This is a genomic window from Bradyrhizobium huanghuaihaiense (genome assembly GCF_025200885.1).
Classification (GTDB): Bacteria; Pseudomonadota; Alphaproteobacteria; order Rhizobiales; family Xanthobacteraceae; genus Bradyrhizobium; species Bradyrhizobium huanghuaihaiense.
Genome location: NZ_CP104172.1, coordinates 2,794,268 through 2,819,041, shown reverse-complemented (window position 1 = coordinate 2,819,041; position 24,774 = coordinate 2,794,268). Strand labels below are relative to the sequence as shown.

The 24,774-nt window shown below is 63.9% G+C and carries 22 protein-coding genes and 1 tRNA gene; 18 read left to right on the top strand and 5 right to left on the bottom strand.

The annotated features are described in order from the left end of the window. The first annotated feature begins 245 nt into the window (after window positions 1–245). The 8 genes from N2603_RS13295 to N2603_RS13260 all read left to right on the top strand — a co-directional run bounded on the left by N2603_RS13295 (window position 246) and on the right by N2603_RS13260 (window position 6,897). Entirely contained in the window at window positions 246–560 is a 315-nt protein-coding gene (locus tag N2603_RS13295) for a DUF1127 domain-containing protein (RefSeq protein WP_260389140.1), read from the top strand. Next, on the top strand, window positions 551–1,309 hold the full coding sequence (locus tag N2603_RS13290) for a sulfite exporter TauE/SafE family protein (protein WP_260389139.1): 759 nt from the start codon (window positions 551–553) through the stop codon (window positions 1,307–1,309). The genes N2603_RS13295 and N2603_RS13290 overlap by 10 nt, the downstream gene beginning before the upstream one ends. 381 nt (window positions 1,310–1,690) lie before the next feature. Further along, entirely contained in the window at window positions 1,691–2,395 is a 705-nt protein-coding gene (locus N2603_RS13285) for a helix-turn-helix domain-containing protein (protein WP_260389138.1), read from the top strand. A gap of 159 nt (window positions 2,396–2,554) precedes the next feature. Continuing rightward, window positions 2,555–2,956, top strand: coding sequence for a hypothetical protein (locus N2603_RS13280; protein WP_260389137.1), 402 nt, complete (start codon window positions 2,555–2,557; stop codon window positions 2,954–2,956). A 269-nt stretch (window positions 2,957–3,225) separates the two neighbouring features. Then, the gene (locus tag N2603_RS13275; protein WP_260389136.1) at window positions 3,226–5,280 is read left to right on the top strand and encodes an FUSC family protein; all 2,055 of its coding nucleotides are present in this window, start codon (window positions 3,226–3,228) and stop codon (window positions 5,278–5,280) included. Beyond that, window positions 5,277–5,486 (top strand): DUF1656 domain-containing protein, encoded by a 210-nt coding sequence (locus N2603_RS13270; protein ID WP_018642516.1) that lies wholly within the window; start codon window positions 5,277–5,279, stop codon window positions 5,484–5,486. The genes N2603_RS13275 and N2603_RS13270 overlap by 4 nt, the downstream gene beginning before the upstream one ends. Further along, entirely contained in the window at window positions 5,483–5,926 is a 444-nt protein-coding gene (locus N2603_RS13265) for a DUF983 domain-containing protein (protein ID WP_260389135.1), read from the top strand. Before N2603_RS13270 ends, N2603_RS13265 begins: the two co-directional genes overlap by 4 nt. Further along, on the top strand, window positions 5,923–6,897 hold the full coding sequence (locus N2603_RS13260) for an efflux RND transporter periplasmic adaptor subunit (protein WP_260389134.1): 975 nt from the start codon (window positions 5,923–5,925) through the stop codon (window positions 6,895–6,897). The genes N2603_RS13265 and N2603_RS13260 overlap by 4 nt, the downstream gene beginning before the upstream one ends. Window positions 6,898–7,406: 509 nt before the next feature. Here N2603_RS13260 and N2603_RS13255 read toward each other — a convergent pair. The 5 genes from N2603_RS13255 to N2603_RS13235 all read right to left on the bottom strand — a co-directional run bounded on the left by N2603_RS13255 (window position 7,407) and on the right by N2603_RS13235 (window position 12,234). Beyond that, a tRNA-Lys gene (locus N2603_RS13255) sits at window positions 7,407–7,482 on the bottom strand. A 180-nt stretch (window positions 7,483–7,662) separates the two neighbouring features. Next, complete coding sequence (locus tag N2603_RS13250; RefSeq protein ID WP_260389133.1) at window positions 7,663–8,271, bottom strand: Spy/CpxP family protein refolding chaperone; 609 nt, start codon at window positions 8,269–8,271, stop codon at window positions 7,663–7,665. 212 nt (window positions 8,272–8,483) lie between these two features. Beyond that, window positions 8,484–9,500: a TRAP transporter substrate-binding protein gene (locus N2603_RS13245; protein ID WP_260389132.1), complete on the bottom strand. Its 1,017-nt coding sequence runs from the start codon at window positions 9,498–9,500 to the stop codon at window positions 8,484–8,486. Window positions 9,501–9,726: 226 nt separating this feature from the next. Continuing rightward, a complete protein-coding gene (locus tag N2603_RS13240) occupies window positions 9,727–11,289 on the bottom strand; it encodes a 2-isopropylmalate synthase (RefSeq protein WP_018640772.1) in 1,563 nt (520 codons plus the stop codon). 681 nt (window positions 11,290–11,970) lie between these two features. Continuing rightward, window positions 11,971–12,234, bottom strand: a complete 264-nt coding sequence (locus tag N2603_RS13235; RefSeq protein ID WP_018640774.1) for a hypothetical protein — start codon at window positions 12,232–12,234, stop codon at window positions 11,971–11,973. Window positions 12,235–12,509: 275 nt separating this feature from the next. On the opposite strand from N2603_RS13235, the gene N2603_RS13230 reads away from it, so the two are divergent. The 10 genes from N2603_RS13230 (at window position 12,510) to uvrA (ending at window position 24,704) form a co-directional block, all read left to right on the top strand. Further along, the gene (locus N2603_RS13230; protein WP_260389131.1) at window positions 12,510–13,742 is read left to right on the top strand and encodes an SMP-30/gluconolactonase/LRE family protein; all 1,233 of its coding nucleotides are present in this window, start codon (window positions 12,510–12,512) and stop codon (window positions 13,740–13,742) included. 142 nt (window positions 13,743–13,884) lie between these two features. Next, window positions 13,885–14,520 (top strand): glutathione S-transferase family protein, encoded by a 636-nt coding sequence (locus tag N2603_RS13225; protein ID WP_260389130.1) that lies wholly within the window; start codon window positions 13,885–13,887, stop codon window positions 14,518–14,520. Window positions 14,521–14,580: 60 nt separating this feature from the next. Then, a complete protein-coding gene (locus tag N2603_RS13220; protein WP_260389129.1) occupies window positions 14,581–15,702 on the top strand; it encodes a D-alanine--D-alanine ligase family protein in 1,122 nt (373 codons plus the stop codon). Window positions 15,703–15,760: 58 nt separating this feature from the next. After that, window positions 15,761–16,858: an NAD(P)/FAD-dependent oxidoreductase gene (locus tag N2603_RS13215; RefSeq protein ID WP_260389128.1), complete on the top strand. Its 1,098-nt coding sequence runs from the start codon at window positions 15,761–15,763 to the stop codon at window positions 16,856–16,858. A 379-nt stretch (window positions 16,859–17,237) separates the two neighbouring features. Continuing rightward, window positions 17,238–17,372: a hypothetical protein gene (locus N2603_RS13210; RefSeq protein WP_260389127.1), complete on the top strand. Its 135-nt coding sequence runs from the start codon at window positions 17,238–17,240 to the stop codon at window positions 17,370–17,372. A 98-nt stretch (window positions 17,373–17,470) separates the two neighbouring features. Next, a complete protein-coding gene (locus N2603_RS13205; RefSeq protein WP_018640780.1) occupies window positions 17,471–18,346 on the top strand; it encodes a branched-chain amino acid ABC transporter permease in 876 nt (291 codons plus the stop codon). 1 nt (window position 18,347) lies between these two features. Continuing rightward, window positions 18,348–19,274: a branched-chain amino acid ABC transporter permease gene (locus N2603_RS13200; RefSeq protein ID WP_260389126.1), complete on the top strand. Its 927-nt coding sequence runs from the start codon at window positions 18,348–18,350 to the stop codon at window positions 19,272–19,274. Next, a complete protein-coding gene (locus N2603_RS13195) occupies window positions 19,274–20,755 on the top strand; it encodes an ATP-binding cassette domain-containing protein (protein WP_260424191.1) in 1,482 nt (493 codons plus the stop codon). The genes N2603_RS13200 and N2603_RS13195 overlap by 1 nt, the downstream gene beginning before the upstream one ends. A gap of 41 nt (window positions 20,756–20,796) precedes the next feature. Continuing rightward, window positions 20,797–22,032, top strand: a complete 1,236-nt coding sequence (locus N2603_RS13190; RefSeq protein ID WP_260389125.1) for an ABC transporter substrate-binding protein — start codon at window positions 20,797–20,799, stop codon at window positions 22,030–22,032. A gap of 161 nt (window positions 22,033–22,193) precedes the next feature. Then, entirely contained in the window at window positions 22,194–24,704 is a 2,511-nt protein-coding gene (gene uvrA, locus N2603_RS13185) for an excinuclease ABC subunit UvrA (protein WP_260389123.1), read from the top strand. Window positions 24,705–24,774 lie beyond the last annotated feature (70 nt).

Below are 24,774 nucleotides of genomic sequence, written 5' to 3'. Positions count from 1 at the left end.
GCACAGCCGACCGGTCTTCCGTGTCGGCCGGCTTCGACAATCCGAACTGGCCGAAGCTCGACATATTGTACTCGGTGCAATGTTTGGATTGTACCGATAATTGCATCAGATCATTCTGCTCATCCGAGGAGCTCATATCGAGAGGCCAGCGTTCAGAACCATTTCCCGAGCCATTATCGGCGCCAGCCGACGAATGTCAGCCTCTCGGAGCATTGAAATCCTAGCTCGGAGCATTGGAGACCAAAATGTCTGCGATAGTCTCGACGACCATCCTTCCTGCTGCCATCAAGGGGTCCGGGATCGCATCTCGGCTGCTTGCCGGCGCTTGCGAGAGGTTCTCGGGCTACCTCGGCCGGCGGACCGCCATTGCCTGCCTTCACGATCTCGACGACCGCCCACTGCGGGACATCGGCATCCGCCGTTTTCAGATCGAGGCCGCTGTCGACGGTCTCATCACAGTCTCTGCTCAAGCGGACGAAGAGATGGCGACCCCCGCGGCGGTAACGATTTCACGCGAGCGCCGGCGCGCGCCAACCTTGGAGTCGGCGCCATGGAGCTGACCGTCGCCACGATACTGGTTACCTTTGCCGGCGTATTCCTGATCTGTTTCATGAAGGGCGCGTTTGGCGGCGGATTCTCGATTGTGGGCATTCCGCTATTGTCGCTCGTGATGGATCCGGTCACCGCCGGCGGCCTTCTCGCGCCATTGTTCATCGCGATGGACTTGTTCGCCCTTCGCTACTGGAAGCCTTCGACCTGGTCGAAGCCGGATCTTCTGCTGCTGTTGCCGGGTCTCGTGACCGGCATCGGACTGGGCTATCTGCTGTTCCGCTTCCTGGACCACCGCGCCATCGCGATCGCGATGGCCGCGACCACGTTGATCTTCGTGGCACTGTGGCTTGCTGCAGGCGCGGAAGTGATAACTCGTCCACGTTCAACGCCGAAGGCGATCACCGCCGGTCTCGCCTCGGGAGTCACGACAATGGTAGCGCATTCGGGCGGACCGCCGCTCGCGATGTATCTGCTTCCGCTCGGCCTCAGCAAGGAGATCTATGCAGGAACAACCAGTCTGTTCTTCACTGTCGGCAACGCGACCAAGGCAGTGCCCTGGCTCTTGCTGGTGAAGCCGACGGGAAACGTCTGGACGTTGATGGCGCTTTGCCTGCTCGCCATTCCCGCTGGCGTATGGGCGGGTTGGCGGCTCCACGGGAGCCTGGACCAGCGCCAGATCTATCGGGTTTGCTACGGATTGCTGGTCGTGACGGCGCTGAAGCTACTGTGGGATGGGGTCTCCGGCTATCTCGTGTGAGCCGATTGTTGGCGATGTGCGAGACTCGCAAACCCTAACAGCCTCTAACAACCGATAACGAGCAAATTGCGCCGCCTATGCCAAGTTAGTCTTGCACAATGTTGATGCGATCCTGGAGCGCCCATGGAGTTGCAAGCGAAACAGCCGACCGTCGAAGCCCGCCATGAGACGCGGCCGCCTCGTAGCGTCCGAAAGCCGGTTTGTGCGACCTTGCTTCTGTCTTCGGCGGATCGCCCCTGGTCCGGCCTGTCGGCCGACTTATGTGCTGCTAGAAAAGGCGAGATCCCATGGAGAACTCCACAATCAGATATCAGGATCTGCGTCGCTGTCCGTAGCGACAAAACGATTGTCACGCGGAAGGCGCCAGGCATCGAGAGTCAATTGGTCGCTGAGCAGGGCACGGTTTGGCTTTCGCCTCCTGGCATGCAGGAGGGGTCGATCGATTTTGCTCAGTACATACCGGAATTGCTTCATATCCATCTTCCACTCAGCCACTTCTCGTCGAGCGAATTCGACAACGACACCGGCAATTGCGCGATCGACGCGCTAGGCTACGAAGAAGCTTACGAAGACCCGCTGCTTGCCGAGATCGGATATGCAGTCGCCTCCGAACTGAAGACCGAGACTTCCGCCGGCGGACTGCTCGTCGAATCCCTCGCATCCAGTCTGGCGGCGAGGCTGCTTCAGAAGCGCACCAGCGCGCCACGCACTCAGCTTCTTCCCTGCCGTACACATCAGGGGCTCGATCAGCGCAGGCTCTCCCGCGTGCTGGACTATATTGATGCAAACCTGGAAGGCGATCTCAGCCTTGAATGCATGGCAATGATCGCGTGCCTGAGCAAATACCATTTTGCGCGCGCCTTTCGACAGGCCGTCGGAGATTCTCCCCACCGCTACGTCAGTGCCAGGCGCCTCGAACGCGCGAAGGCCTTGCTGATCCGTAGCGACCGCCCCCTGGTGGACATCGCGCTTTCGCTCAACTTTTCCAGCCAGGCCAATTTTACGCGGGCCTTCAAGCAGGCGACGGGACACGCGCCCGGTCGATATCGTCAAGCAGCCGGATACGTCCACCCGAGCCCTCTCTGACGAATATCCCGCAATCGCTTCCGGCTTCGGCTTGAGATTGCATCTCACCGGCGCTTTGGCGGTCAGCAATAAAGGACAAGACGGCAGCACGCGATGCAAAGCACGCGGGCCGTCATCCGACTATCTTCGCCGTGGTAAGTCGCTGAGAGACCGCTTGCCATGCCGATACGTCAGTACTTTGTGTGGGTGGGAAGCGTCCTGCTCCTGTCGCTGTTTGCAGCCGATTGGTTGCTTCCAGCGCCCCCTGCTCATTCGCATTCCGCGATCGCTCCGAGCGAACGGGCCAATCTGCGCATTCGTTCGGATCACAAATGGCCGGAACGGGTGGTGTTCGACACCGCGCATGCGGCGGTGTCGCTCGCTGCTGCGCCCGGGCCCGAGCCGAACGCCGTTCACGACGACCTTCCCCTGACCGCGCAACGCAGTCCACGCGATGCGTTCGCGGCGGTGGAAGAAGCTCCGGCCACCACTCCGACAGCAACAAATGAAAACGGACCGGCAATCCGGGCAAAGCCGCGGCGGCCCAGAGCTCGTATGACCAGTGCAGCCAAAACCGATTGATCGGGAGCTGACATGAAAGACGTTCTGTGCCTCGCCGTGTTCGCTGGCAAGATTCTATGCCTCTTGATGTTCGTGAACGTCGTGAAACCCGACGTCGTCGGCATCCTCCAGATGTCGGCGGCTCCTGTCGACTGCAGGGAACGTTCAGGACTGCGGGACTGCGCCTCGAACCTGTTTGCGACAGCTTCGCTAGCCGACGCAAAGTCATGCATCGCACATAGAAACATCGCTCACTGCTGAAGCAACCGTCCGCCGACGCCACGATCGCCATGACCAAAATTGCCTCATTCCGTGACCGACACGCCGCCCTCATCTTCGCGCTGCGGACCTTTGCGGCGGCGATGCTGGCGTTCTCGATCGCGCTGCTGCTGGACATGCCGCGTCCCTATTGGGCCATGGCGTCGGTCTATATCACCTCGAACCTGTTCACGGGGGCGACCACGTCCAAGGCCGTCTACCGCATTCTGGGCACGCTGATTGGCGGGGCAGGAACGATCGTGCTGATCCCGAACCTCGTCAATGCGCCGGAGCTGCTCAGCCTCTGCATCGCGCTGTGGGTCGGCATCTTTCTATATCTCTCGCTGATCGACGGCACGCCGCGCAGCTACGTCTTCCTGCTGGCCGGCTATACCGTGGCGCTGCTCGGATTTCCCATCGTCTCGACGCCCCAATCGGCCTTCGACATCGTGGTTTCCCGCGTGCAGGAGATCGTGCTCGGAATCGTCTGCGCGAGCGTCGTCGCGATGCTCGTGCTGCCGCGCAGCGTCGCCTCCGCAGTCACCGCACAAACCGACGCATGGCTCGCCGGCGCGCGCCGGCTCGCTGCGGACGTCCTGACGGGCCGCGGCAGCGGTCAGGAGCGTGACAGCGAACGCATGCGTCTTGCCGCTGCGGCCTCCGAAATCGACCAGCTTGGGCGCCATCTCGGCTATGAGGCGACCGCTTCTGCAAATACCGGGCGAGCGCTGCAGCGCGTCCGGCAGCATATGCTATCGCTGCTTCCGCTGCTTGGATCGATCGAAGACCGCAAGCTGCCTCTCAACTGGCATGAGGGGGCGGCTGCGCGCGTTGCCTGCATGTGCACAAAGACAGCGGCATGGCTCGACGCGGGCGGGCGCGATGGACAGCAAGCAAGTGCGTTGCGCACAGCACTCGATGAAATACGACCGGTGCTGGGCGTAGATGCCGACTGGACCGACATTGCGATCTCTGGTCTCGTGGTCCGGCTGCGCAACCTTGTCGACGTCATGCAGGATTGTCGGCTCCTGCGTGAGGCCATCTCCGAGGGGCGCAATCCCGAATCGCTTCCACTCGCCTTCTCTCCTGGCGGATTGGCTGTTGTCATCCCGCATCGCGACCACTGGTCTGCGCTCCTGGCGGCCGGCTCCGTGGCCCTTGCGGTGCTTTGCTGCAGTTGCTTCTCCATTGCGACCGGCTGGTCGGACGGGGTTGCTGCTCCGCTCTTCGCAGCCGTCGTCGGCAGCTTTCTGGCGGGCGTGGACGATCCGCTTCCGGCGTTCCGCAATTTCTACGGAGTGTTCGTCGCCGTTATCGCCGTCCATGGCATCTACCTGTTTGGCGTGTTGCCACGGATTACGACTCTCGAGGTGCTCATCGTCGCATTGATGCCGACTTTCCTGCTGTTCGGCTGGATGGCTGCGCGGCCCGCGACCGCACGCCTCGGCTCCATACTTGCCATCTATCTCTCGGTGCAACTGGCGTTGACCGAGACCTATTCGGCCGACTTTACCTCCTATGCCAACTCCAGCATTGCGCTGATGCTGGGCGTGGCGCTGACCGGCGTGACCTGCGGCATCGTTCGCCTGGTCGGGGCTGACTGGATCGCAAACCGATTGCTGCGAAGCAATTGGACCACGCTTGCATCGGTCGCCGAGCGCACGTCGGATCAAGGTCCCTTTGCGCTTGCCAGTCTCATGCAGCATCGCCTCGCCCTGCTTGCTGCGCGTATCACCGTCGTTCCTGCCGATGCAAGGAGCGGCGCAGCCAATCTTCGCCAGCTGCGGACGGCGCTCAACATTGTCGGCGTGAGGCGCGCGAGCTTGGGCCTGTCACGCTGCACAAGAGCGGCAGTCGAAGCCTTTTTCGCCCGTCTTGCCCCGATTTGCAGGACCCATACGGCCGGGCCGCTTCCAGATGGCCTAATCGGACAGCTCGATAGCACCATCGCATTGACGTTGCAGGAACCCTCGAGCGAAGCCCGCGATCACGTCCTGATCGGTCTCACAGGCGTTCGTTCCGGGCTCTTTCCGGAGTCGCCGGCCTATCAACCGCAGCAAATCGAATCTGGGACGATCGCCGCATGAAATACCAACTTGACCTTTTCGGCGTGCTCGTTCCGACGCTCCTGCTCTGGAGCGTGGTTGCCTACGTGCTGGCGCGCGTCGTCAGCAAGCTGATTGCTCGTATCGGCCTCTATCGATGGATCTGGCATCCCGCACTCTTCGATTTCGCGCTTTTCATCTGCCTGGTCACCGGCCTCGTCTTAGGCTCCACGGAGTTATTCTCATGACAGCACCCGTTTCGCTCCAGAAAGCCTTATGGCGCGGGTTCACGATGAAGTGCCCGAACTGCGGCCAGGGCCGTCTGTTCGGCCGCTTTCTCAAGGTGGTCGGCAACTGCGAGGTTTGCGGCGAAGATTACACGCCGCAACGCGCCGACGACCTTCCGGCCTATCTTGTGATCGCGATCGTCGGCCACCTCGTCGTGCCTGGGCTTCTAGCCGTCGAGATGACCTATTCACCTCCGGCCTGGCTTCAATTGCTGATCTGGCTCCCGGTCACCGGGCTTTCCGCATTCTTTCTGCTGCAGCCCGTGAAGGGGACAATTGTCGGCCTGCAATGGCAGACCGGCATGCACGGCTTCGAGGCCGCCAGACGCCGCCGGGATCGAGAAGTCCCCGATGGCGTCACGCCCGTTTCTCACCTCGCCTCCAAGGAGTTGGTGTCATGAAAGCCGTTGTGAATTTGCTGCGTCCTTTTGCGCTGACCGGTCTCATCGTGCTGGTCGCGCTTTGGGCCGGTTACAAGCTGTGGGATTACTACTTTGATGCGCCCTGGACCCGTGACGGACATGTGCGGGCCGACGTGGTGCCCGTGGCTCCCGATGTTTCCGGCATTGTGAGCGAGGTCCTGGTTCGGGACAATCAGCAGGTACAAAAGGGCGACGTGCTCTTCCGGATCGACCGGGCGCGCTATGAAATCGCGCTCAAGCAGGCAGAGGCGGTACAGGAAGGCAAGCGCGCCACGCTCGACAATGCCAATGCCGATCTGAAGCGCTACAGTGCGCTGACACCCGGCGTCGTGGTTTCCACGCAGCGGATGGACCAAGTCGTCGCCATCCAGGGCTCGGCCCAGGCGGCCTATGACCAGGCCGTCGCGGACGTTGCGCTTGCGAAGCTCAACATCGAACGCAGCGAGGTGCGGGCCTCGGTCAGCGGCATTGTCACCAACAACGAGCTGCGGCCGGGCGCCTACCTCACCCCCGGAAAGGGCGTGATGGCGCTGCTCGATACCGACACCCTGCACGTCCAGGGCTACTTCGAGGAAACCAAGCTGCAGCGCATCCATGTCGGCGATCCCGTCAACGTGCGGCTGATGGGAAGCAGCCGTGCCTTGCTGGGCAAGGTCGAGAGCGTTGCAGCCGGTATCGAGGACCGCGATCGCAGCAACGGCTCAACCCTTCTTGCCAACGTCAACCCGACCTTCAACTGGGTCCGCCTGGCGCAACGCGTCCCGGTCCGGATCGCGCTGGACGGCACCGAGCGAAACGAACTCGTTGCGGGCGCCACCGCGACGGTCGAGGTACTCGGCTCCGGATCACGCAGCTATGCGACCGAAGCCAAAAATGAACGCAGGACGGCACAGCCCGCCAGCTGCCACATGGCGCGAACTGCGATCGCGGTCGTACCCTCGTGCGGCTGAAAGCTGATCAGATAAAGGTCTATCAAGATGTTGGTAGCGTTTCTGGCAATGCTGAGCACGGGCATCTTCGCGGCCCATATTCTCGAAGCGCTGCACACGGGCCTGTCATCGGCGCACACACGCCGAAATCGAACCCGATAACCCACCGAGGTAACCTCTGATGCGCACTCGCCGGACCAGCTATCGATCCTGGTTGTCGCTCGGCGCCGGCACCGGCCCTAACCGCCACTCAATCGCTTCGCAGGCTCTGCAACCTCAGCTTCCGGAGGCGCGACCGCGAACACCACGGAGTGTCCGCTTTGCTCGCTCGAATATCCTATTCTACGACGAAGGCGTCATCGGGCTGTGCGGTCGGGTCTAGGAGCTGTATCGACGGGTGAAGCCGCAAAAAGAACGAGCCAGTCGCTCAGCAGTCCGGCGGTGCGAGGCTCGACCACGGGAACGTCGCACGAGATACGCTCTGTGCTCACAGCCGGAACGAAAAACCCTGCATCAGCAGGGCTTTGGAATGGTGGGCGCACCAGGGCTCGAACCTGGGACCCGCTGATTAAGAGTCAGCTGCTCTACCAACTGAGCTATGCGCCCGAAGGCCGGTCAAAGCCTTGCGAGGCCGGTCGTTTAGCAAAGCGATCCGGGTCTGGCAAGCGATGTGGCGCATGTTTTCCAAGGTTCTTCCACAGCCGCAAAAAAGCGAAAAGCCGCTGGATTCCAGCGGCTTCGCCAAGGCTGATCCAAGGTTAAATCCCTCGGAAAATACGGGGTGGCTCAGAGCCGGCCCTCGCGATCCCGGTCCGGGCCGCCGTCGCGGTCGAAACGGTCCCGGTGGAAGTGCTCCATGCCCCTCTCCATCATCCGGTCCATGCCGCGTCCCATGAAGTGGTGGGGCGGGCCGTCCTCGCCGCCGCCGAACGGGCCGCGGTGACGGGTCAGCACGGCGAGGCGCCGCTTCTGGCCCTCGTCCAGGGTCTTGTAGAGCGGATCGGCGGCATCGGCGATCTTCTTCAGGGCAGCGGAACTGGCGCCCATGTCCTCGGCGCGCTGGCGCAGGCGGGCGATCGGATCGTCCGGCTTGTCGGCATCCCTGTTTGCGTCACCTGGGCCTGCGTTCATGCGCGCATTGGCGCGATCGATGCGCAGCTTGGCGAAGTCGCGCACGGCGGCCTCGACCGGCGGCCACAGCTTTTCCTGATCGGCGTTGAGCTTCAGCCCGGCGTGGACGGCGGCGATCCGCGCGTCGACGAAGGCGGCGCGGTCTTCCGGGTTCATGCGGATGTGGCGGAAGTGCTCCATCCACGGGCGATGATATTGGGCATAGACCGCGCCCGAGCCGGCGATGCTGAGCGCGGCGATGGCGGCGATGGTGAACTTTTTCATCCGAACCTCCTCTGGAAGGATGCCCGCAAGGATGAGCGCGAGGAGGCTGACGCGCAACTTACAACTTGGACAGGGAGCGCGTTCTAACGGAGATGTAACTGCCGTGAATGTCCGTTCAGATGCATACTGAAATGATTTGCAACAGAAAGGGCTTCCGTGCCGACACGGAAGCCCTCTGTTCATGCATTATTTATCCGCCCGCCACGCGCGCGTCAGTTCGTCGTGCTCTTGGCTTCCTTCAGGAACTCGTCGATCAGCGGCTGGCCGACGCGGCCCGCGGCGTCCTTGTAGACCGGCTCCATCGCCTTGCGCATCGCCTCGTCCTGCGCGCCCGTGAGCTTGATGATCTCGCTCTTGCCGCTCTTCTTGATCTCGGCGAGCGCGTCGTCGTTCTCTTTCTGCGACTGCGCGTTGTTGAAGTCGGTCGCTTCCTTCATCGCCTTCGACAACTGGTCGCGGATGTCGGCCGGCAAATCGTCCCAGAACTTCTTGTTCACGATCACGACGTAGCCGATGTAACCGTGATTGGTCTCGGTGATGTACTTCTGCACCTCGTGCATCTTCTGCGTATAGATGTTCGACCAGGTGTTCTCCTGCCCATCGACCACGCCGGTCTGCAGTGCCTGGTAGACCTCGCCGAAAGCCATCACCTGCGGCAGCGAGCCGAGCGTCTTGAACTGGGCCTGCAGCACGCGCGAGGACTGGATGCGGAACTTGACGCCCTGATAGTCGGCGGGCGCAATCAGCTTCTTGTTCGCGCTCATCTGCTTGAAGCCGTTGTCCCAATAGGCAAGGCCGGTGATGCCCTTGGTATCCAGCAGCTTGAGCAGGCGGAGGCCGAGCGGCCCTTCCGTCACCTTCCGCAGCGTCTTCAGGTCGGGAAGGATGTAGGGCAGATCGAACACCTCGAACTCGCGGATGCCGAGCGGGCCGAACTTGGAGTTGGACGGCGCCAGCATCTGCACGCTGCCGAGCTGGAGCGCCTCGAGTTCTTCCTTGTCCTTGTACAGCGTCGAGTTCGGGTAGACCTCGACCTTGACCTTGCCGCCGGTGTACTTCTCGGCGAGCTCCTTGAACTTCTCCGACGCCTTGCCCTTCGGCGTGTCGGTGGCGACGACGTGGCTGAACTTGATGATGATCGGCGACTGCGCCAGTGCCGGCCCGGTCAGGCCAAAGTTCAGACCAAGTGCCAGGACCGCGATGGACGCGGCGATCGCGAAGGTGCGCATAGTCTCTCCCTGTTGTTTTTTGGGCCGCCCGGCGCGCAGGCGGCCAATCCTTATGCCGGCAGCATCAATAGCGGCTGGGAGAGACAGCCGCTATTGGCCCTTAGCAGGGCAGGTATTCATGATGAATGAATGCCGTCATTCCGGGGCGATGCGAAGCATCGAACCCGAAATCTCGAGATTCCGGGTTCGGCTCTTCGAGCCGCCCCGGAATGACAAGCTTCGCGCCTCAGCCCGCAGCCGCCGTCGTCACCGTGTCGCGCTGGCGCTTCATGACGATCTTGTTGAGCGCGCCGAGATAGGCCTTGGCCGAGGCCACCAGCGTATCCGGATCCGCCGCCCGCGCCGTCATCGAGCGGCCGTCCTGCGACAGCCGCACCGAGACTTCCGCCTGTGCATCGGTGCCTTCGGTGACCGCGTGAACCTGGTACAGCTCGAGCTTGGCCTCGTGCGGCACCAGACGCTTGATGCAGTTGAACACCGCATCAACAGGACCGTTGCCCTCGGCTTCCTCGATCTTGATCTGGCCGTCGACATCCAGCTTCATGGTCGCGCGCTGCGGACCATGGGTGCCCGCGATCACGGTCAGCGAGGTCAGCTTGATGCGGTCGTGCGAGGCCGCCATCTCCTCGTCGACCAGCGCCTCGATGTCCTCGTCGTAGATGTCCTTCTTGCGGTCGGCGAGCGCCTTCATCCGTGTGAACGCGTCTTCCAGCTGGTTCGGGCCGAGCTTGTAGCCCATCTCCTCCAGCTTGTGCACGAAGGCGTGACGGCCGGAGTGCTTGCCGAGCACCAGCGAGGACTGCTTCAGGCCGACCATCTCGGGCCGCATGATCTCGTAGGTCGAGGCGTCCTTCAGCACGCCGTCCTGATGGATGCCGCTCTCATGCGCGAAGGCGTTCCGGCCAACGATGGCCTTGTTGTACTGCACCGGGAACGACGTCGCCGCCGACACCACCTTCGAGGCACGGGTCAGCTGCGTGGTGTCGATCTTGTTCCAGTACGGGAATTTGTCGTTGCGCACGTTGATCGCCATCACGATCTCTTCGAGCGCAGCGTTGCCGGCGCGCTCGCCGATGCCGTTGATGGTGCACTCGACCTGGCGCGCGCCGCCGACGATGCCGGCCAGCGAGTTCGCTACCGCCATGCCGAGGTCGTTATGGCAATGCACGGAGAACACGGCTTTATCTGAGTTCGGCACGCGCTCGATCAGCGTCTTCATGAAGTGGGTGTATTCCTCCGGCACCGTGTAGCCGACGGTATCGGGGATGTTCACCGTGGTGGCGCCGGCCTTGATGACGGCCTCGACGATGCGGCAGAGGAAATCCATCTCGCTGCGGGTGCCGTCCTCGGCCGACCATTCGACGTCGTCGATCTGGTTGCGGGCGCGCGCGACCATGGCGACCGAGGTCTCGAGCACTTCTTCCGGAGTCTTGTTCAACTTCACCCGCATGTGCAGCGGCGAGGTCGCGATCACAGTGTGGACGCGGCCGCGCTTGGCGAATTTCACTGCTTCGGCGCAGCGGTCGATGTCGGCCGGATGCGCGCGGGACAGGCCGGCGATGACGGAATTCTTGGAGCGGCGGGCGATCTCGCTCACCGCTTCGAAGTCACCCTGCGAGGTGATCGGGAAGCCGGCCTCGATCACGTCGACGCCCATGTCGTCCAGCAGCTCGGCGACCTCGAGCTTCTCCTCGAAGGTCATGGTGGCGCCGGGGCACTGCTCGCCGTCGCGCAGCGTGGTGTCGAAAATGATGACGCGGTCCTTGTCGGACTTGTTCGCGGGGGCCATTGCAAATTTCCTTTTGAGCTTTTGGCGCCGTCAGTCTTCTGGGCGCCTGAGGTGTCCGGTGATCTCGACCAACCCCTGAGCGCCCAGGCGCGTTGCGCCCAGCCGGCCCTCAGGGGCAGCTAAGAAGAAGCCCGCCAAGAAGGAGGGTGGGCAGCGCGGCCGGGATCGTGGCGGCGGCCAAAGCCACCTCCTTCGAAATCCCATCGATTTGGCCGCGAATCAGCATTGCCAGACCCTTTTGAGCCCTCAAATCCTCGGTCAAAACCGTTGACGGTTGGTTGCCGGGAGGCCCGATGCGGCTGTTTCTAGACGAGAAACGGGCGCAACTGCAACGCCAAAAGATGGTCAGGAAGACTGACCTGATTGGAGGTCGACCCATGCCTCCCTCAGCAGGCGTCCCATCAGCCCCGTCATCCTGAGGCGCGAGTGGCGCGATGCGCTCAGCATCGCGCCGGGAGCCTCGAAGGATGAGCGGCCGGGATGCATCCGGGCCGTCGCCCTTCGAGGCTTGTCCTGCGGCGCAATCGCGCCGCGAGGCGCGCACCTCCAGCGACGAGCGCTAAGCGCTCGCGCGGGGTGACGGTGATGCAGGAGAGTTCGCGATAGCCTCCGCGTCCTTGCGATACAAAGGCCCCGGCTTGATTGTGCTTCGCTCCATCCGAACTGGGAAGCAACGTCGCGCTATCCCGCGCGGCGGGCGCGGGCCCTGCTCTCCCAGCGATCCAGCATCTGCCCGAGTTCGCCGGTGGCTACCTTCGCAACTGCGTTGGAATTCGCGGCTTCGTTGGTGTTGGCGGGCGCGGCGGCGCGCAACCAGCCCGGCTCGCTATATTCGCGCCAGCGCTGCGCCTCCGCCCGACGTTTGCGGGAGACACGATCGCGGGTGAAATAGCCGGCGGCGAACGCGACGGCGAGCGCAATGACCAGTGCAACAACGGCTAACACAGTGAACTCCGGAAATTGCCCCGCGCACCGTTCTGCCAGCATCGCGCGCGAGGTCAAGGCTTGACAGACCCCAAAACCGGCCCCGGTTAACAGCCCGCGGGCGAGGCGAATTGTCGCCCTGCAGCTCGCGCAGCCGCAATGCGGCAATGTTGCGGCGATCTCGCGGCATCGCGCGGAGGCTGCGAACCTGCCCTCGCAACCTGACGCGGACCGGACTAACCTTCGCCTCGCTTGGCCGGATCAACCGGCCAGCCGAACACGACCGGGAGGACGCGATGACACGCCAGGAGGCTCCTGAGCAGGAGCAGCGTGCGCAGGATGCTGCGCTTTCACGACGAACACTTGTCCGGGGATTGGCGCTCGGCGCCGCGGCCACAATGGCCGGCCCCGCGCTGGCCCAAACGGGGCCTGCCGCACCGCCGACGACGATCACGACGCCGCCACGCGATTTCGGCCCGAACGGCGCGCCGACCACCTATTTCTGGGACCCCGACATCGTCGCGGTCGATCCGTCCTTCAACGATCTCGCGCAGCCCAACACCGCGATCAAGCGCCTCTATACCGGCCTGTTGTGGGCGGAAGGTCCGGCGTGGAGCGCACAGGGACGGTACCTGCTCTGGAGCGACATTCCCAACAACCGGCAAATGCGCTGGACCGAGGACGACGGCCGCGTCAGCGTATTCCGTTCGCCCTCCAACAATTCCAACGGCAACTCCTTCGACTTCCAGGGCCGGCAGCTCTCCTGCGAGCACCTGACGCGACGGGTGACGCGCTATGAGCATGACGGCACCGCCACGGTGCTGGCAGATTCCTATCAGGGCAAGCGGCTGAACTCGCCGAACGACATCGCGGCGCATCCCGACGGCAGCTACTGGTTCACCGATCCGCCCTATGGCGGCCAGCTCTATGAAGGCGAGCCTGACGTCGCGGGCGGTCCGAGCAATGCGGGCGGCAAGCTCAATCCGCGGATCGGACAGCCGGCCGGTTTCGTGCCGGGCAAGCGCGAGCTGCCGACCAACTGCTACCGCATCGATCCCTCCGGCCGCATCGATCTCGTCGTCACCGAGGACCAGGTGCCCGATCCGAACGGCCTGTGCTTCTCACCCGACTACAAGAAGCTCTACATCGCCTCGACCGGCAAGGGACCGGGCGATACCGGGCCCGGCGGCAAAGGCGAGATCTTCGTCTTCGACGTCGGCACGGACAACAAGCTCTCGAACCTCAAGAAGTTCAGCGATTGCGTGATCGACGGCGTGAAGTGCGGGCCCGACGGCCTGCGCTGCGACGTCAACGGCAATCTCTGGGCCTCCAGCAACGCCGGCCGCGCCGTCGGCTACAGCGGCGTGACGGTGTGGTCGCCGGAAGGCAAGCTGCTCGGCCGCATCCGTCTGCCGGAAGTCTGCGGCAACGTCTGCTTCGGCGGCCCCAAGCGCAACCGCCTGTTCATGGCCGCGAGCCAGTCGCTCTATGCGGTGTATACGGCGACGCAAGGCGCGGGGCCGGGCTGAACGATGCAAGCTGAATGCGACGAGGCGTCAGCGCACCCCCGCTGGCGCCTCAACTATGAAGCCGATCGTTCAGCGGGATAACGAAGTGACTGTCACCGCCCGTCCAATGACCTCGTCCAACCCAATCTAGGAACGCTTAACTATGCTCACCGTCTATGGCGAAGGTCGTGGCTTCCGTGTCGTTTGGCTGCTTGAGGAATTAGGGTTGGCTTATCGGCTGCGGCCGGTCGATCTGCTGGCAGCAGAGAAGGATCGCGATTTCCTCGCGATCAACCCCGCCGGCTTCGCACTGCAGGATGGCGAGACGATCATGGTCGAATCGATCGCGATTCTTGAGTACCTGCTCGCCCGCCACGGCTCAGGTTCGCTTGCCGTCGCCCCTGATGATCCCGCCTTCGCTTCCTATCTGCAATTTCTCCACTTAGGCGAGGCCGGGCTCGCCGGGCCGATGAATGCCGTCCTTGTCGGTCGTCAACTGGCGCCCGAAGCCGAGCGAAATGTCCGGGTTACCTGCTGGGCACTCGAGACCTTCGAGAGCCGGCTGGGGTTGGTTATCCGCCGCCTCGCGGATTGCCCCTATCTCGCCGGCGACCGGTTCACTGCTGCCGATATCTCGGTGAGCTACGCGCTCCTGCTCGGCCTGCGAACTGGCAACTACGTCCCCGGTTCTACCGAGCGGGACTATCTCGCTCGCACGACGGCACGCCCTGCCTACGCCCGAGCGATGGAAAGCTGCCAGGCCACCAAGGCTTGGGCGGCGAGATCACCGGGGTTGTAGTCGCCTTGGCCTTCCGCAGGCAGCACGTGACTTCCGGACAGCGCGCGTGATAATTGAGCCATGGCAGACAAAATTCGCGTGGTTGTTCTCTATGGCGGCAGGTCCGGCGAGCATGAGGTCTCGCTGAAATCGGCGGCCTCGGTGTTCAGGCATCTCGACCGCACCCGCTTCGAGGTGATCCCGGTCTCCATCGACAAGGAAGGTCGGTGGCAATGGAACGATCTTCGCTCGCTCGATCAGGCGCAGACGACGTCCTTGCCGATCCTGCCCAACGCGCCGGAGATAAGGCTTGCCAGAGAACCTGATGGACGCGTCGCTCTCATGCCGATTTCCGCAGGGACAATGGACCCGCTCGAAATCGACGTCGTCTTTCCGGTCATCCACGGCCCGCTTTGCGAGGACGGCACCGTGCAGGGCCTGCTGGAATTGGCTGACGTCGCCTATGTCGGATCCGGCGTTCTCGCCTCCGCCGTCAGCATGGACAAGGATGTCGCCAAGCGGCTCGCTGAATTCGCCGGCATTCCAGTCGCGCCATATCGCGTGCTCACGCGCAAGGCCTTCGTGCAGGACCGATCTTCATCGCTTGCGAAGGCGGCCGAGGGCCTGAGCCTTCCGGTCTTCGTCAAGCCGTGCAACATGGGCTCCAGTGTCGGCATTCACAAGGTGAAGGATTGGGATGCGCTCGCAGCCGCGCTCGACGATGCGTTTCGCTATGACGTCAAGGTGCTGGTCGAGCAGGGCATCGACGCGCGCGAGATCGAGGTCGCGGTGCTCGAGGGCGAGACGCTGTTCGCGAGCCTCGCCAGCGAGCTGAACCCCAACGCCCATCACGAGTTCTATTCCTACGAGGCGAAGTATCTCGATCCTGACGGCGCTCGGGTCGACCTTCCGGCCAGGCTGGATGAAGCACAGATGGAGCGCGTGCGATCGCTGGCGACGCGGGTGTTTGCGGCGCTCGAATGCAGTGGCTTCGCGCGCGTCGACTTCTTCCTCGACCGGCAGGGCGGAGAGTTCTGCTTCAACGAGATCAACACCCTCCCCGGCTTCACGTCGATCAGCATGTATCCGAAGATGATGGAAGCCTCGGGGGTCCCCTATGGCGAGCTGCTGACCCGCCTCGTCGATCTGGCGCGGGACCGGCACCGGCAGCGGCAATCGCTGGAACGGGGTTACGCGAGCTAGGTTGTCTCCGCTCGGGAGCAAAGCGCCCCAGCAATTGACGCGAGCCAGGGAGCCCATCATGCGCGTTGTGATCTGCGGCGGCGGCGTGATCGGAGCCTGCACGGCTTATTTCCTGCGCCGCCGCGGCATCGACGTGACTGTCGTGGAGCGAACCGATGTCGCGGCCGCCGCGTCCGGCAAGGCCGGCGGCTTCCTGGCGCGCGACTGGTGCGCCGGCACGCCGCTCGATGCGCTGGCCCGGCGCAGCTTTGCGCTTCACGCGCAACTGCCTGGCGAGATCGCGGGTGACTGGGGCTACCGGCCGATGACCGCCTATAGCGGTTTCGTCGCGTCCGACGGTGACACGCGCCGGGATGCACCATCCGCGCTTGGCTGGCTCAGCGACGGTGTCGTCATCACACAGCGCATCGGCACGACGAAGACGACTGCGATCGTTCATCCCCGCAAGTTCACGTCGGCCGTGATGGACGCAGCGCTCGCGCTCGGCGCGGAGCTTCATCCCGGCCGCGTCACCGGCCTCGTGCGCGACGGCGATCGTGCGAGGGGTTTCGAGGTCGAAGGTCGCGTCATCGCGGCTGATGCCGTCGTGATCGCGATGGGACCGTGGTCGCTGCTCGCGGCGCAATGGATGAGCCTGCCGGCCGTCTACGGCCAGCGCAGCCCGAGCATCGTCTACGACACCGCCTCCGACGTGCCGGCCGATGCGCTGTTCCTGGAGTATGAGGGCGACGGCGGCGCGGTCTCGATCGAGGTCTTCCCGCGCGCCGATGGCAGCACACAAATCACGGCCCTGTCCGACATCGCACCGCTGCCGCTCGATCCTGCCGCGGTGACGCCGGACGTTGATGCGATCGCGCGGCTGCAAGGCATGTCCGAGCGGCTGTCACCGCTGTTCCGTCCCGAAAGGATCATCGCGCAGCAGGCCTGTTTCCGTCCGGTGACGCAGGACGGCTTGCCGCTGATCGGCAAGGTGCCGTACAGCGAGGGCCTCTATGTTGCGACCGGACACAATGTCTGGGGCATCCTCAACGCACCCGCCACCGGCGAAGCCCTGGCGGGCCTGATCGCCGACGGCGCAACGCGCGAGGTTGATTTGTCGCCATTCGATCCTGCCCGGCTGACACCGCTCGATCCATCCCTGCTGCAAGCACGCTGAACCGCCAACAGTTCGCTTTCTTGTAGCCCGGATGGAGCGAAGCGAAATCCGGGACCTCAGTGCCCATTGGTGAGAATCCCGGATTGCGCTTCGCTCCATCCGGGCTACAGGAGCTTCAAGCGTGCTGAACGCTTGACGACATCGCGGCTCGCCGATCGCCCGCAGCCGTTGATACTCACGCATGCCCATCGACGGAATCTGCATGCCTGCGCGGCGCAATGAGCGTCGCGCATCTTTTCCCGCCCGCAAAACGCACAAGCGCTCAACTTTAGTCCGCCTCTCACAATCCTGAATGCGGTTTCACTTGCCGAGAAACTCTCCGCCGGTATAGTCGCGACACAATGGCTCACAAGAGGCCTGTTCAAAGGGAGAGAACAACATGAAGAAACGACTCTCTGTTGCGTTGCTTATAGCGTGCGACACGGCCGCGACCGGCGTGCCGAAGGACGTTGCAAAGGCCGACGCAAAGGCCAACGTCTGGCTTCCGAGCCTCATCAAACCCATCACAGGCTGATCGGGACTGCTCTCCGGGCGTGAGCCTGGAAGCATTCACACGCGCTCCATCCAGCACCTTCCCTCAAGGAGGCAGCTCGTCTGCCTGGCCAATCATCTATGCGAGCTTTCCAGATCTTGATCGATGGCTTTGCCATCAGCGCTCTCTACGCCCTCGGTGCCACCGGCTTCACGCTGATCTTCGGCGTCTCGGGCGTCCTCAACCTCTCCCACGGAGCCATCATGGTGGCGGCAGCCGTCGCCGCCTGGGCCGCCGCGAGCATCCTCGGCGTCGGCACCTATGCCGGCGCGCTGATCGGCGTCGGGGTCGCCCTCCTCACGGCCTTTGCCACCTATTTCGCGGTGGTGAAGCCGATCCAGGACTCCCGGCGCATCCCGAACGAGGAGAAGGAGATCTTCGTCCTCACGGGAACGCTGCTCTGGGGCATCATGATCCAGGAGCTGATCGCCTATTTCTTCACCAACAACGCCAAGACCGTGCTGCCGATCGTCGAGGGCGTGGTCGAGATCCTCGGCGTGCGCACGCCGCGCAACGAGATTTTTACGGCGATCGTGTGCTGCCTCGTGATCGCGCTGCTGTGGCTGCTGGTGAACCGCACCCGCACCGGCAAGGCGGTGCTGGCGGCCTCAATGAACCCGCGCGGCGTGACTTTGCTCGGGCTCGAGCTCACCAACATCTACATCGTGGTGTGGGCGATCTACGGCATCCTCGCCGGCATCGCCGGCGTGCTGCTCGGCATGTTCCTCGGCGTCAGCTCCTACAGCGTGGGACCGCTGACCGCGAGCGCGTTCTCGATCGTCGTGCTCGGCGGCCTCGGCAGTGTCTCCGGCTCGCTGATCGCCGCTTTCGTGGTCGGCTATCTGGAAACGCTGACGGCCTATCTGGTCTCGCCGGCCTATCGCACCATCCCCGCGCTCTTGCTGCTCGTATTCGTGATGTACATCCGGCCCCAGGGCCTTCTGGGGAGGCGCTGAGATGTCGAACTTTTTCACCTCGCGCCTGTTCTTCATCTCACTGGCCCTGGTCGTGATCGCGGCGACGCTGCCGCTCTATGTCTCCGGCTATGTGCTCGGCCTGCTCACCGTCGCATTCTATTTCGGCGTGTTCGCGATGGCCTGGGACCTCTTGTTCGGCTTTGCCGGCGAGGTCAATTTCGGCCCGACCTTCCTGATCGGCGTCGGCGCCTACACCGCCGGCATCCTGAACGCCCAGTTCGGCTGGTCGGTCTATGCTTGCATCGTGCTGGGCGCACTCGCCTCCGTCATCGCCGGTCTCGTTCTGGCGCTGCCGGCGCTGCGGGTGCGCGGGCCCTATTTTGGCCTGACCACGCTGGTCGCGGTCTTGATGCTGCAGAACTTCATCGTCGTGTTCGCCGACCTCACCGGCGGCGAGATCGGGCTCACCATCCCCGACGTCATCAGCATCAATGCCGGCACGAACTACTGGATCGCGCTTGGCTTCATGACCATCTCCGCCGCGATCCTCTACGGCCTGTCGCAATCGCCTGTTGGACTCGTGCTGCAGGCGAGCGGCCAGGACCCGGTGCAGGCCGGCGCGCTCGGCTTCAACATCGTCAAGCACAAGCTCGCGGCCTTCATCGTCTCTGCGTTCTTCTCGGGACTATCAGGGGCGCTGCTGGTGTTCTACTTCGGAACTGCCTCGGTCGGCACCGTCGTGGACGTCGCGGTCGGCGTCAACGTGATTGTCTCGGCTGTGCTCGGCGGCCGGCGCACCGTGCTCGGTGCGGCGCTGGGCGCGATCTTTCTGATCGTCGCCGGCGAGTTCCTGCGCCCCACCGGGGAGCTCGCCACCTTCATCGTCTCGGCGGTCGCACTTCTCGTCGTGCTGTTCTTCCCCGGCGGCTTCTTAGGAGCGGCCCTCTCGCGCGAGGCTCGCTCGTGATGGATATGAGGCTTTCAAACCGCGCCGTGCTCGAAGTCCGCGGCCTGACCAAGCGTTTCGGCGGCCTGACGGCGGTGAAGAATCTCGGCTTCGAGGTCAACAGCGGCGAGATCTTCGGCCTGATCGGGCCGAACGGATCGGGCAAGTCGACCGCGATGAAGAGCGTGATGGGCATCGAGCGCCCGACCTCGGGCGAAGTGATCTTCGAGGGCGAGGACGTCGCCGGCCTGCCCGCGCACAAGATCGCGCGCAAGGGCTTCGGCATGGTGTTCCAGCACTCGCGGCCGCTGAACCGGCAGACGGTGCTGGAGAACATCATGGTGGCGCTCTTGCCGGACAGCCTGTTCATGCTGTTTCCGGACAAGGCGCTGGTCGAGCGCGCCAAATGGATCGCCGAGCGCGTGGGCTTAGGCAACGTTATGAACCGCCGTCCGCCGACGCTGCCCTTCGCCGACCTGCGCCGGCTCGAGCTCGCGAAAGCCATCGCCCGCGATCCCAAGGTCGTGCTGGTGGACGAGCCCTTTGCCGGGTTGACGCGGGCCGAGGTTGATATCTTCTCCGACCTGATCCGCAGCTTTCGCGACGACGGCCGCGCGGTGATGCTGGTCGATCACAACGTCAAGAGCGTCGCCGCGCTCGTCGACCGCGTGCTCGCGATGTATCTCGGCGAGGAGATCGTCACCGGCAAGGCCGAGGACGTCATGCGAAACGAGACCGTGCGCCGGGTCTATCTCGGCGGCGCCATCGAGACCCATGCCCGGCCCGAGACCAGCTTCAGGGATAAGGTGCCGCTGCTCCAGGTCGAGAATGTCAGCGTGTTCTATGGCAAGGCGCAGGCGCTGGAGAACGTCTCGATCCACGTCCACGAGGGCGAGTTCGTCTCCGTGGTCGGCCTCAACGGCGCCGGCAAGACCACGCTGTTCAACACCATCTCCGGCTTCCTGCCCTACACCGGCGAGATCGTGCGCGGCGGCGATAAATTGCGCGGCACCAGTCCGGCAAAGATCGCGCGCAGCGGCCTCGTGCAGTGTCCGGAATCGCGCGAGCTGTTCGGCGAGATGACGGTCCGGGAGAACCTCGACCTCGGCGGCCAGCATCTCGCCGACGACAAGCGCGCCGCGCAGCTCGCCTGGCTGTTCGAGCTGTTCCCGATCCTGAAAGAACGTCAGGGCCAGATGGCACAGACCTTGTCGGGCGGCGAGCAGCAGATGCTCGCGATCGGACGCGCGCTGATGATGCAGCCGCAGATCCTGATCCTGGACGAGCCGACGCTGGGCCTTGCCCCCGTCATCCTCGAGCAGTTGTCCAAGGCGCTGACCAAGCTGCGGCAGACCACGGCGATCACGGTGCTGCTTGGCGAGCAGAACGTTACTTTCGCGCTGCCGCATGCCGACCGCGTCTATGTTCTGGAGCACGCCAGGATCGTCTGGGAGGGCGATCCCGCCCGCTTCGCCAGCGAAGCCGGCGCCGATTTTCTGTAAGTCCGTCAACATCAACAAAAAGCATAGAAAGGGAAACGACCATGCGACCTTCAGTTCTCAGCGGCAGCGTCCTCGCCTCCGCGCTGGCGCTCTGCCTTGCCGCGCCCGCCTACGCCCAGTCGAACGACCCAATCAAGATCGGCGTCATTGCCGAGGTGCAGTCGATCGCGGGCGCCGCGACACCGGGCGGCGCGCAGATCGCCGCCGACGAGATCAACGCCAAGGGCGGCATCCTCGGCCGCAAGGTCGAGATCGTCACCTATGACAACAAGAGCTCCTCGGCCGACTCCGTGCGTGCGTTCCAGCGCGCGGTGAGCGAGGACAAGGTCTCCGCGGTGATCGCAAGCTACATCAGCGAGGTCGTGCTGGCGCTCGAGCCCTGGGCGGCGCGGCTGAAGATGCCGCTGATCACCCCCGGTGCCGCCTCGAACGAGATCACCAAGGCGATCCACAACGACTACGAGAAGAACAAGTACACCTTCCACGGCTATCTGACCTCGGCCGCCCAGGCCCAGCTCGTCTGCGACGCCGCCAAGGACCTCCTGGTCGACAAGCTCAAGTTCAAGACCGTCGCGATCATGAGCGAGGACGCCGCCTGGACCAAGCCGCTCGACGTCGGCTACGAGGCCTGCCTGCCCAAGGCGGGGCTGAAGGTGGTCGAGCATGTGCGCTTCTCCCCGGATACCACCGACTTCACGCCGATCTTCAACAACATCGAGGGCAAGAAGCCCGACGTGATCGTGACAGGCATCTCGCATGTCGGCGTGCAGCCGACCGTGCAGTGGAAGAACCAGCAGGTGCCGATCCCGATGTTCGGCATCAGCGCGCAGGCGCTGAGCCCGACCTTCTGGAAGGACACCAATGGCGCCGCCGACGGCGTGCCGTCGCTGGCGGTTGCCACTCCTGACGTCGCCGTGACCTCCAAGACAAAACCGTTCGCGGCCGCCTTCAAGGCCAAGTTCGGCTCGCCGCCGGCCTATACCGGTTACACCGCCTATGACGAGGTCTACATCATCACCGACGCGATCAAGCGCGCCGGCTCGACCGATCCCGACAAGATGGTCACCGAGCTCGAGAAGACCGACTACGAGGGCACGATCGGCCAGATCCAGTTCTACGGCAAGAACGACGAGTTCACCCACGGCATCAAGTCCGGCCCGGGCACGATCACCGGCCTCGTCTTCCAGTGGCAGGACGGCAAGCAGGTCGTGGTCTGGCCCGAGAAGATCGCCGAAGGCAAGATGAAGTTTCCGAATTTTGTGAAGCTGTCGCAATAACATCCGGGGCCGGCCCGCTGCCGGCAGCCCAACACCCGAGCGAGGCCCGTCGCATGAACGCGGCGGGCCTTCGCTTTGTGAAGAACGGAACTGCCCCGCTGGCATCAAAGGACCCATCCTGCGATCTTGCCGTTAATGCCGGATGTAGCCGGAGGAGCCAGATGGACGACCGACCGAGACAATCCGAGAGCCTGATGCAGGACGATGGCTTCGTCCGGGTCCGGGGCGCCCGCGAGCACAATCTCAAGAACGTCGACGCCAAGATTCCGCGCAACGCCCTCGTCGTGTTCACGGGGGTCTCGGGCTCCGGCAAATCCTCGCTCGCCTTCGGAACGATCTACGCCGAGGCGCAGCGGCGCTATCTGGAATCGGTGTCGCCCTATGCGCGGCGCCTCTTCCACCAGATGCAGATCCCTGAAGTCGACGACATCGAGGGCCTGCCGCCCGCCGTCGCGCTCCAGCAGCAGCGCGGCGCGCCGACGACGAGGTCGTCCGTCGGCAGCGTCACGACCATCTCGAATCTGCTCAGGATGCTCTATTCCCGCGCCGGCGATTACCCGCTGGGGCAACCGATGCTCTATGCGGAGTCGTTTTCTCCCAACACGCCGGAGGGCGCCTGCCCGACCTGCCACGGCATCGGCAGGATGCTCGACGTCACCGAGAAATCCATGGTGCCCGACGACACCAAGACGATCCGCGAGCGCGCCGTGGCCGCGTGGCCGAGCGCCTGGCAGGGACAGAACCTCCGGGACATCCTGACGACGCTGGGCTACGACGTCGACAAGCCCTGGCGCGAGCTGCCGAAGAAGGACCGCGACTGGATCCTGTTCACCGACGAGCAGCCGACCGTTCCGGTCTATGCCGGCTACGACGCAGCTGAAGTCAAGCGAGCGCTGCGCCGCAAGGAGGAGCCGAGCTACCAGGGCACGTTCACCGGCGCCAAGCGCTACGTGATGCAGACCTATGCCAAGTCCGAGAGCGCGATGATGAAGCGCCGCGTTGCGCAGTTCATGATCACGCAGGACTGTCCGACCTGTCATGGCACGCGGCTGAAGCCACAGGCGCTCAAGGTGAAGTTCGCCGGGCTCAATATCGCCGAGATCTCGCACCTGCCGCTGAAGCAATTGCAGGAGCTGATCAAGCCGTTCGCGAAGGCTTCGCCGGACAGGTCGGAGAAGGCTGTCGTCGCCCGGCGCATCTGCGAGGATCTGTCGGCACGCCTCGCCGTCCTGCTCGACCTTGGCCTTGGCTATCTCGCCTGCGAGCGCAGCACGCCGACGCTGTCCCCGGGCGAGTTGCAGCGCTTGCGGCTGGCGACGCAGGTCCGCTCCAACCTGTTCGGCGTCGTCTACGTGCTCGACGAACCATCCGCTGGCCTCCACCCCGCCGATACCGAGGCGCTGCTGCGTGCGCTCGACCGGCTGAAGCACGCGGGCAACTCGATCTTCGTGGTCGAGCACGAGATCGAGGTGATCAGGCATGCCGACTGGCTGGTGGATGTCGGGCCCGACGCCGGCGACGGCGGCGGACGCATCCTCTATAGCGGGCCGCCCGCAGGGCTCGGCGACATCGCGCAATCGCGAACCGCGAGCTATCTCGCGCATCCGCGGAAGAAGCTGCCGACGACCCGTCGCGAGCCGAACGGCCATCTGAAGATCAGAGGTGTGGTCCGCAACAATCTCCGCGGCCTCGACGTCGATATTCCGCTGGGCGTGATCACTGGGATCACCGGCGTGTCGGGCTCCGGCAAATCGAGCCTGATCAGCCAGTTCCTCGTCGAGGCCGTGGCCGGGCATCTCGGCCATACGCTGGCCACCGATGCGGATGACGACAGCCTGGCTCCGACGGTCGAAACCCTGGGCGGCAAGATCCTCGCCGGTCTCGACCGTGTCGATCGCCTCGTCGTCGTCGACCAGAAGCCGATCGGCCGTACGCCGCGATCCAACCTTGCGACCTACACCGGCCTGTTCGACCACGTCCGAAAACTGTTCGCGGCAACGCCGCAGGCCAAGGCCCGCCGCTACGATGCCGGGCGCTTCTCGTTCAATGTCGCCAAAGGCAGGTGCGCCACCTGCGAGGGTGAAGGCTTTGTCTGCGTCGAGCTCTTGTTTCTGCCCAGCGTCTACGCGCCCTGCCCGACCTGCAAGGGCGCGCGCTACAACGACAAGACGCTCGAGGTGAAGATCGACGGTAAATCCATCGCGGACGTGCTGGCGATGCGCGTCGACGAGGCCTTCGACTTCTTCCGCGGCGATGCCACCCTGAACCGTTCGCTGTCCGTCGTGCGCGAGGTCGGCCTCGGCTATATCCGCCTCGGCCAGTCCGCCACCGAGCTGTCCGGCGGCGAGGCCCAGCGCATCAACCTCGCGACCGAGCTGATGCGTCCACAGCGCGGGCACACGCTCTATATCCTGGACGAGCCGACCACAGGCCTTCACCCACGGGATGTCGAGCGGCTGATCGCCCAGCTCGATCGGATCGTGGATGCCGGCAACAGCGTGGTCGTGGTCGAGCATGACATGGATGTCGTGGCTCACAGCGACTGGATCATCGATCTCGGTCCCGGCGCCGGCGACGAGGGTGGCCTTATCGTCGCAGCGGGGACACCGCATCAGCTCGCCAAGGCGGGCGGGAAGACCGCGCGCTATCTGGCGCGCCGCCTGGAGCACTGATTGCACGATTTCGCGGCATCATTTCGCAATTGCGTTCCAGGCCGTGGAGGACGGACCCAGACTTTCGCGA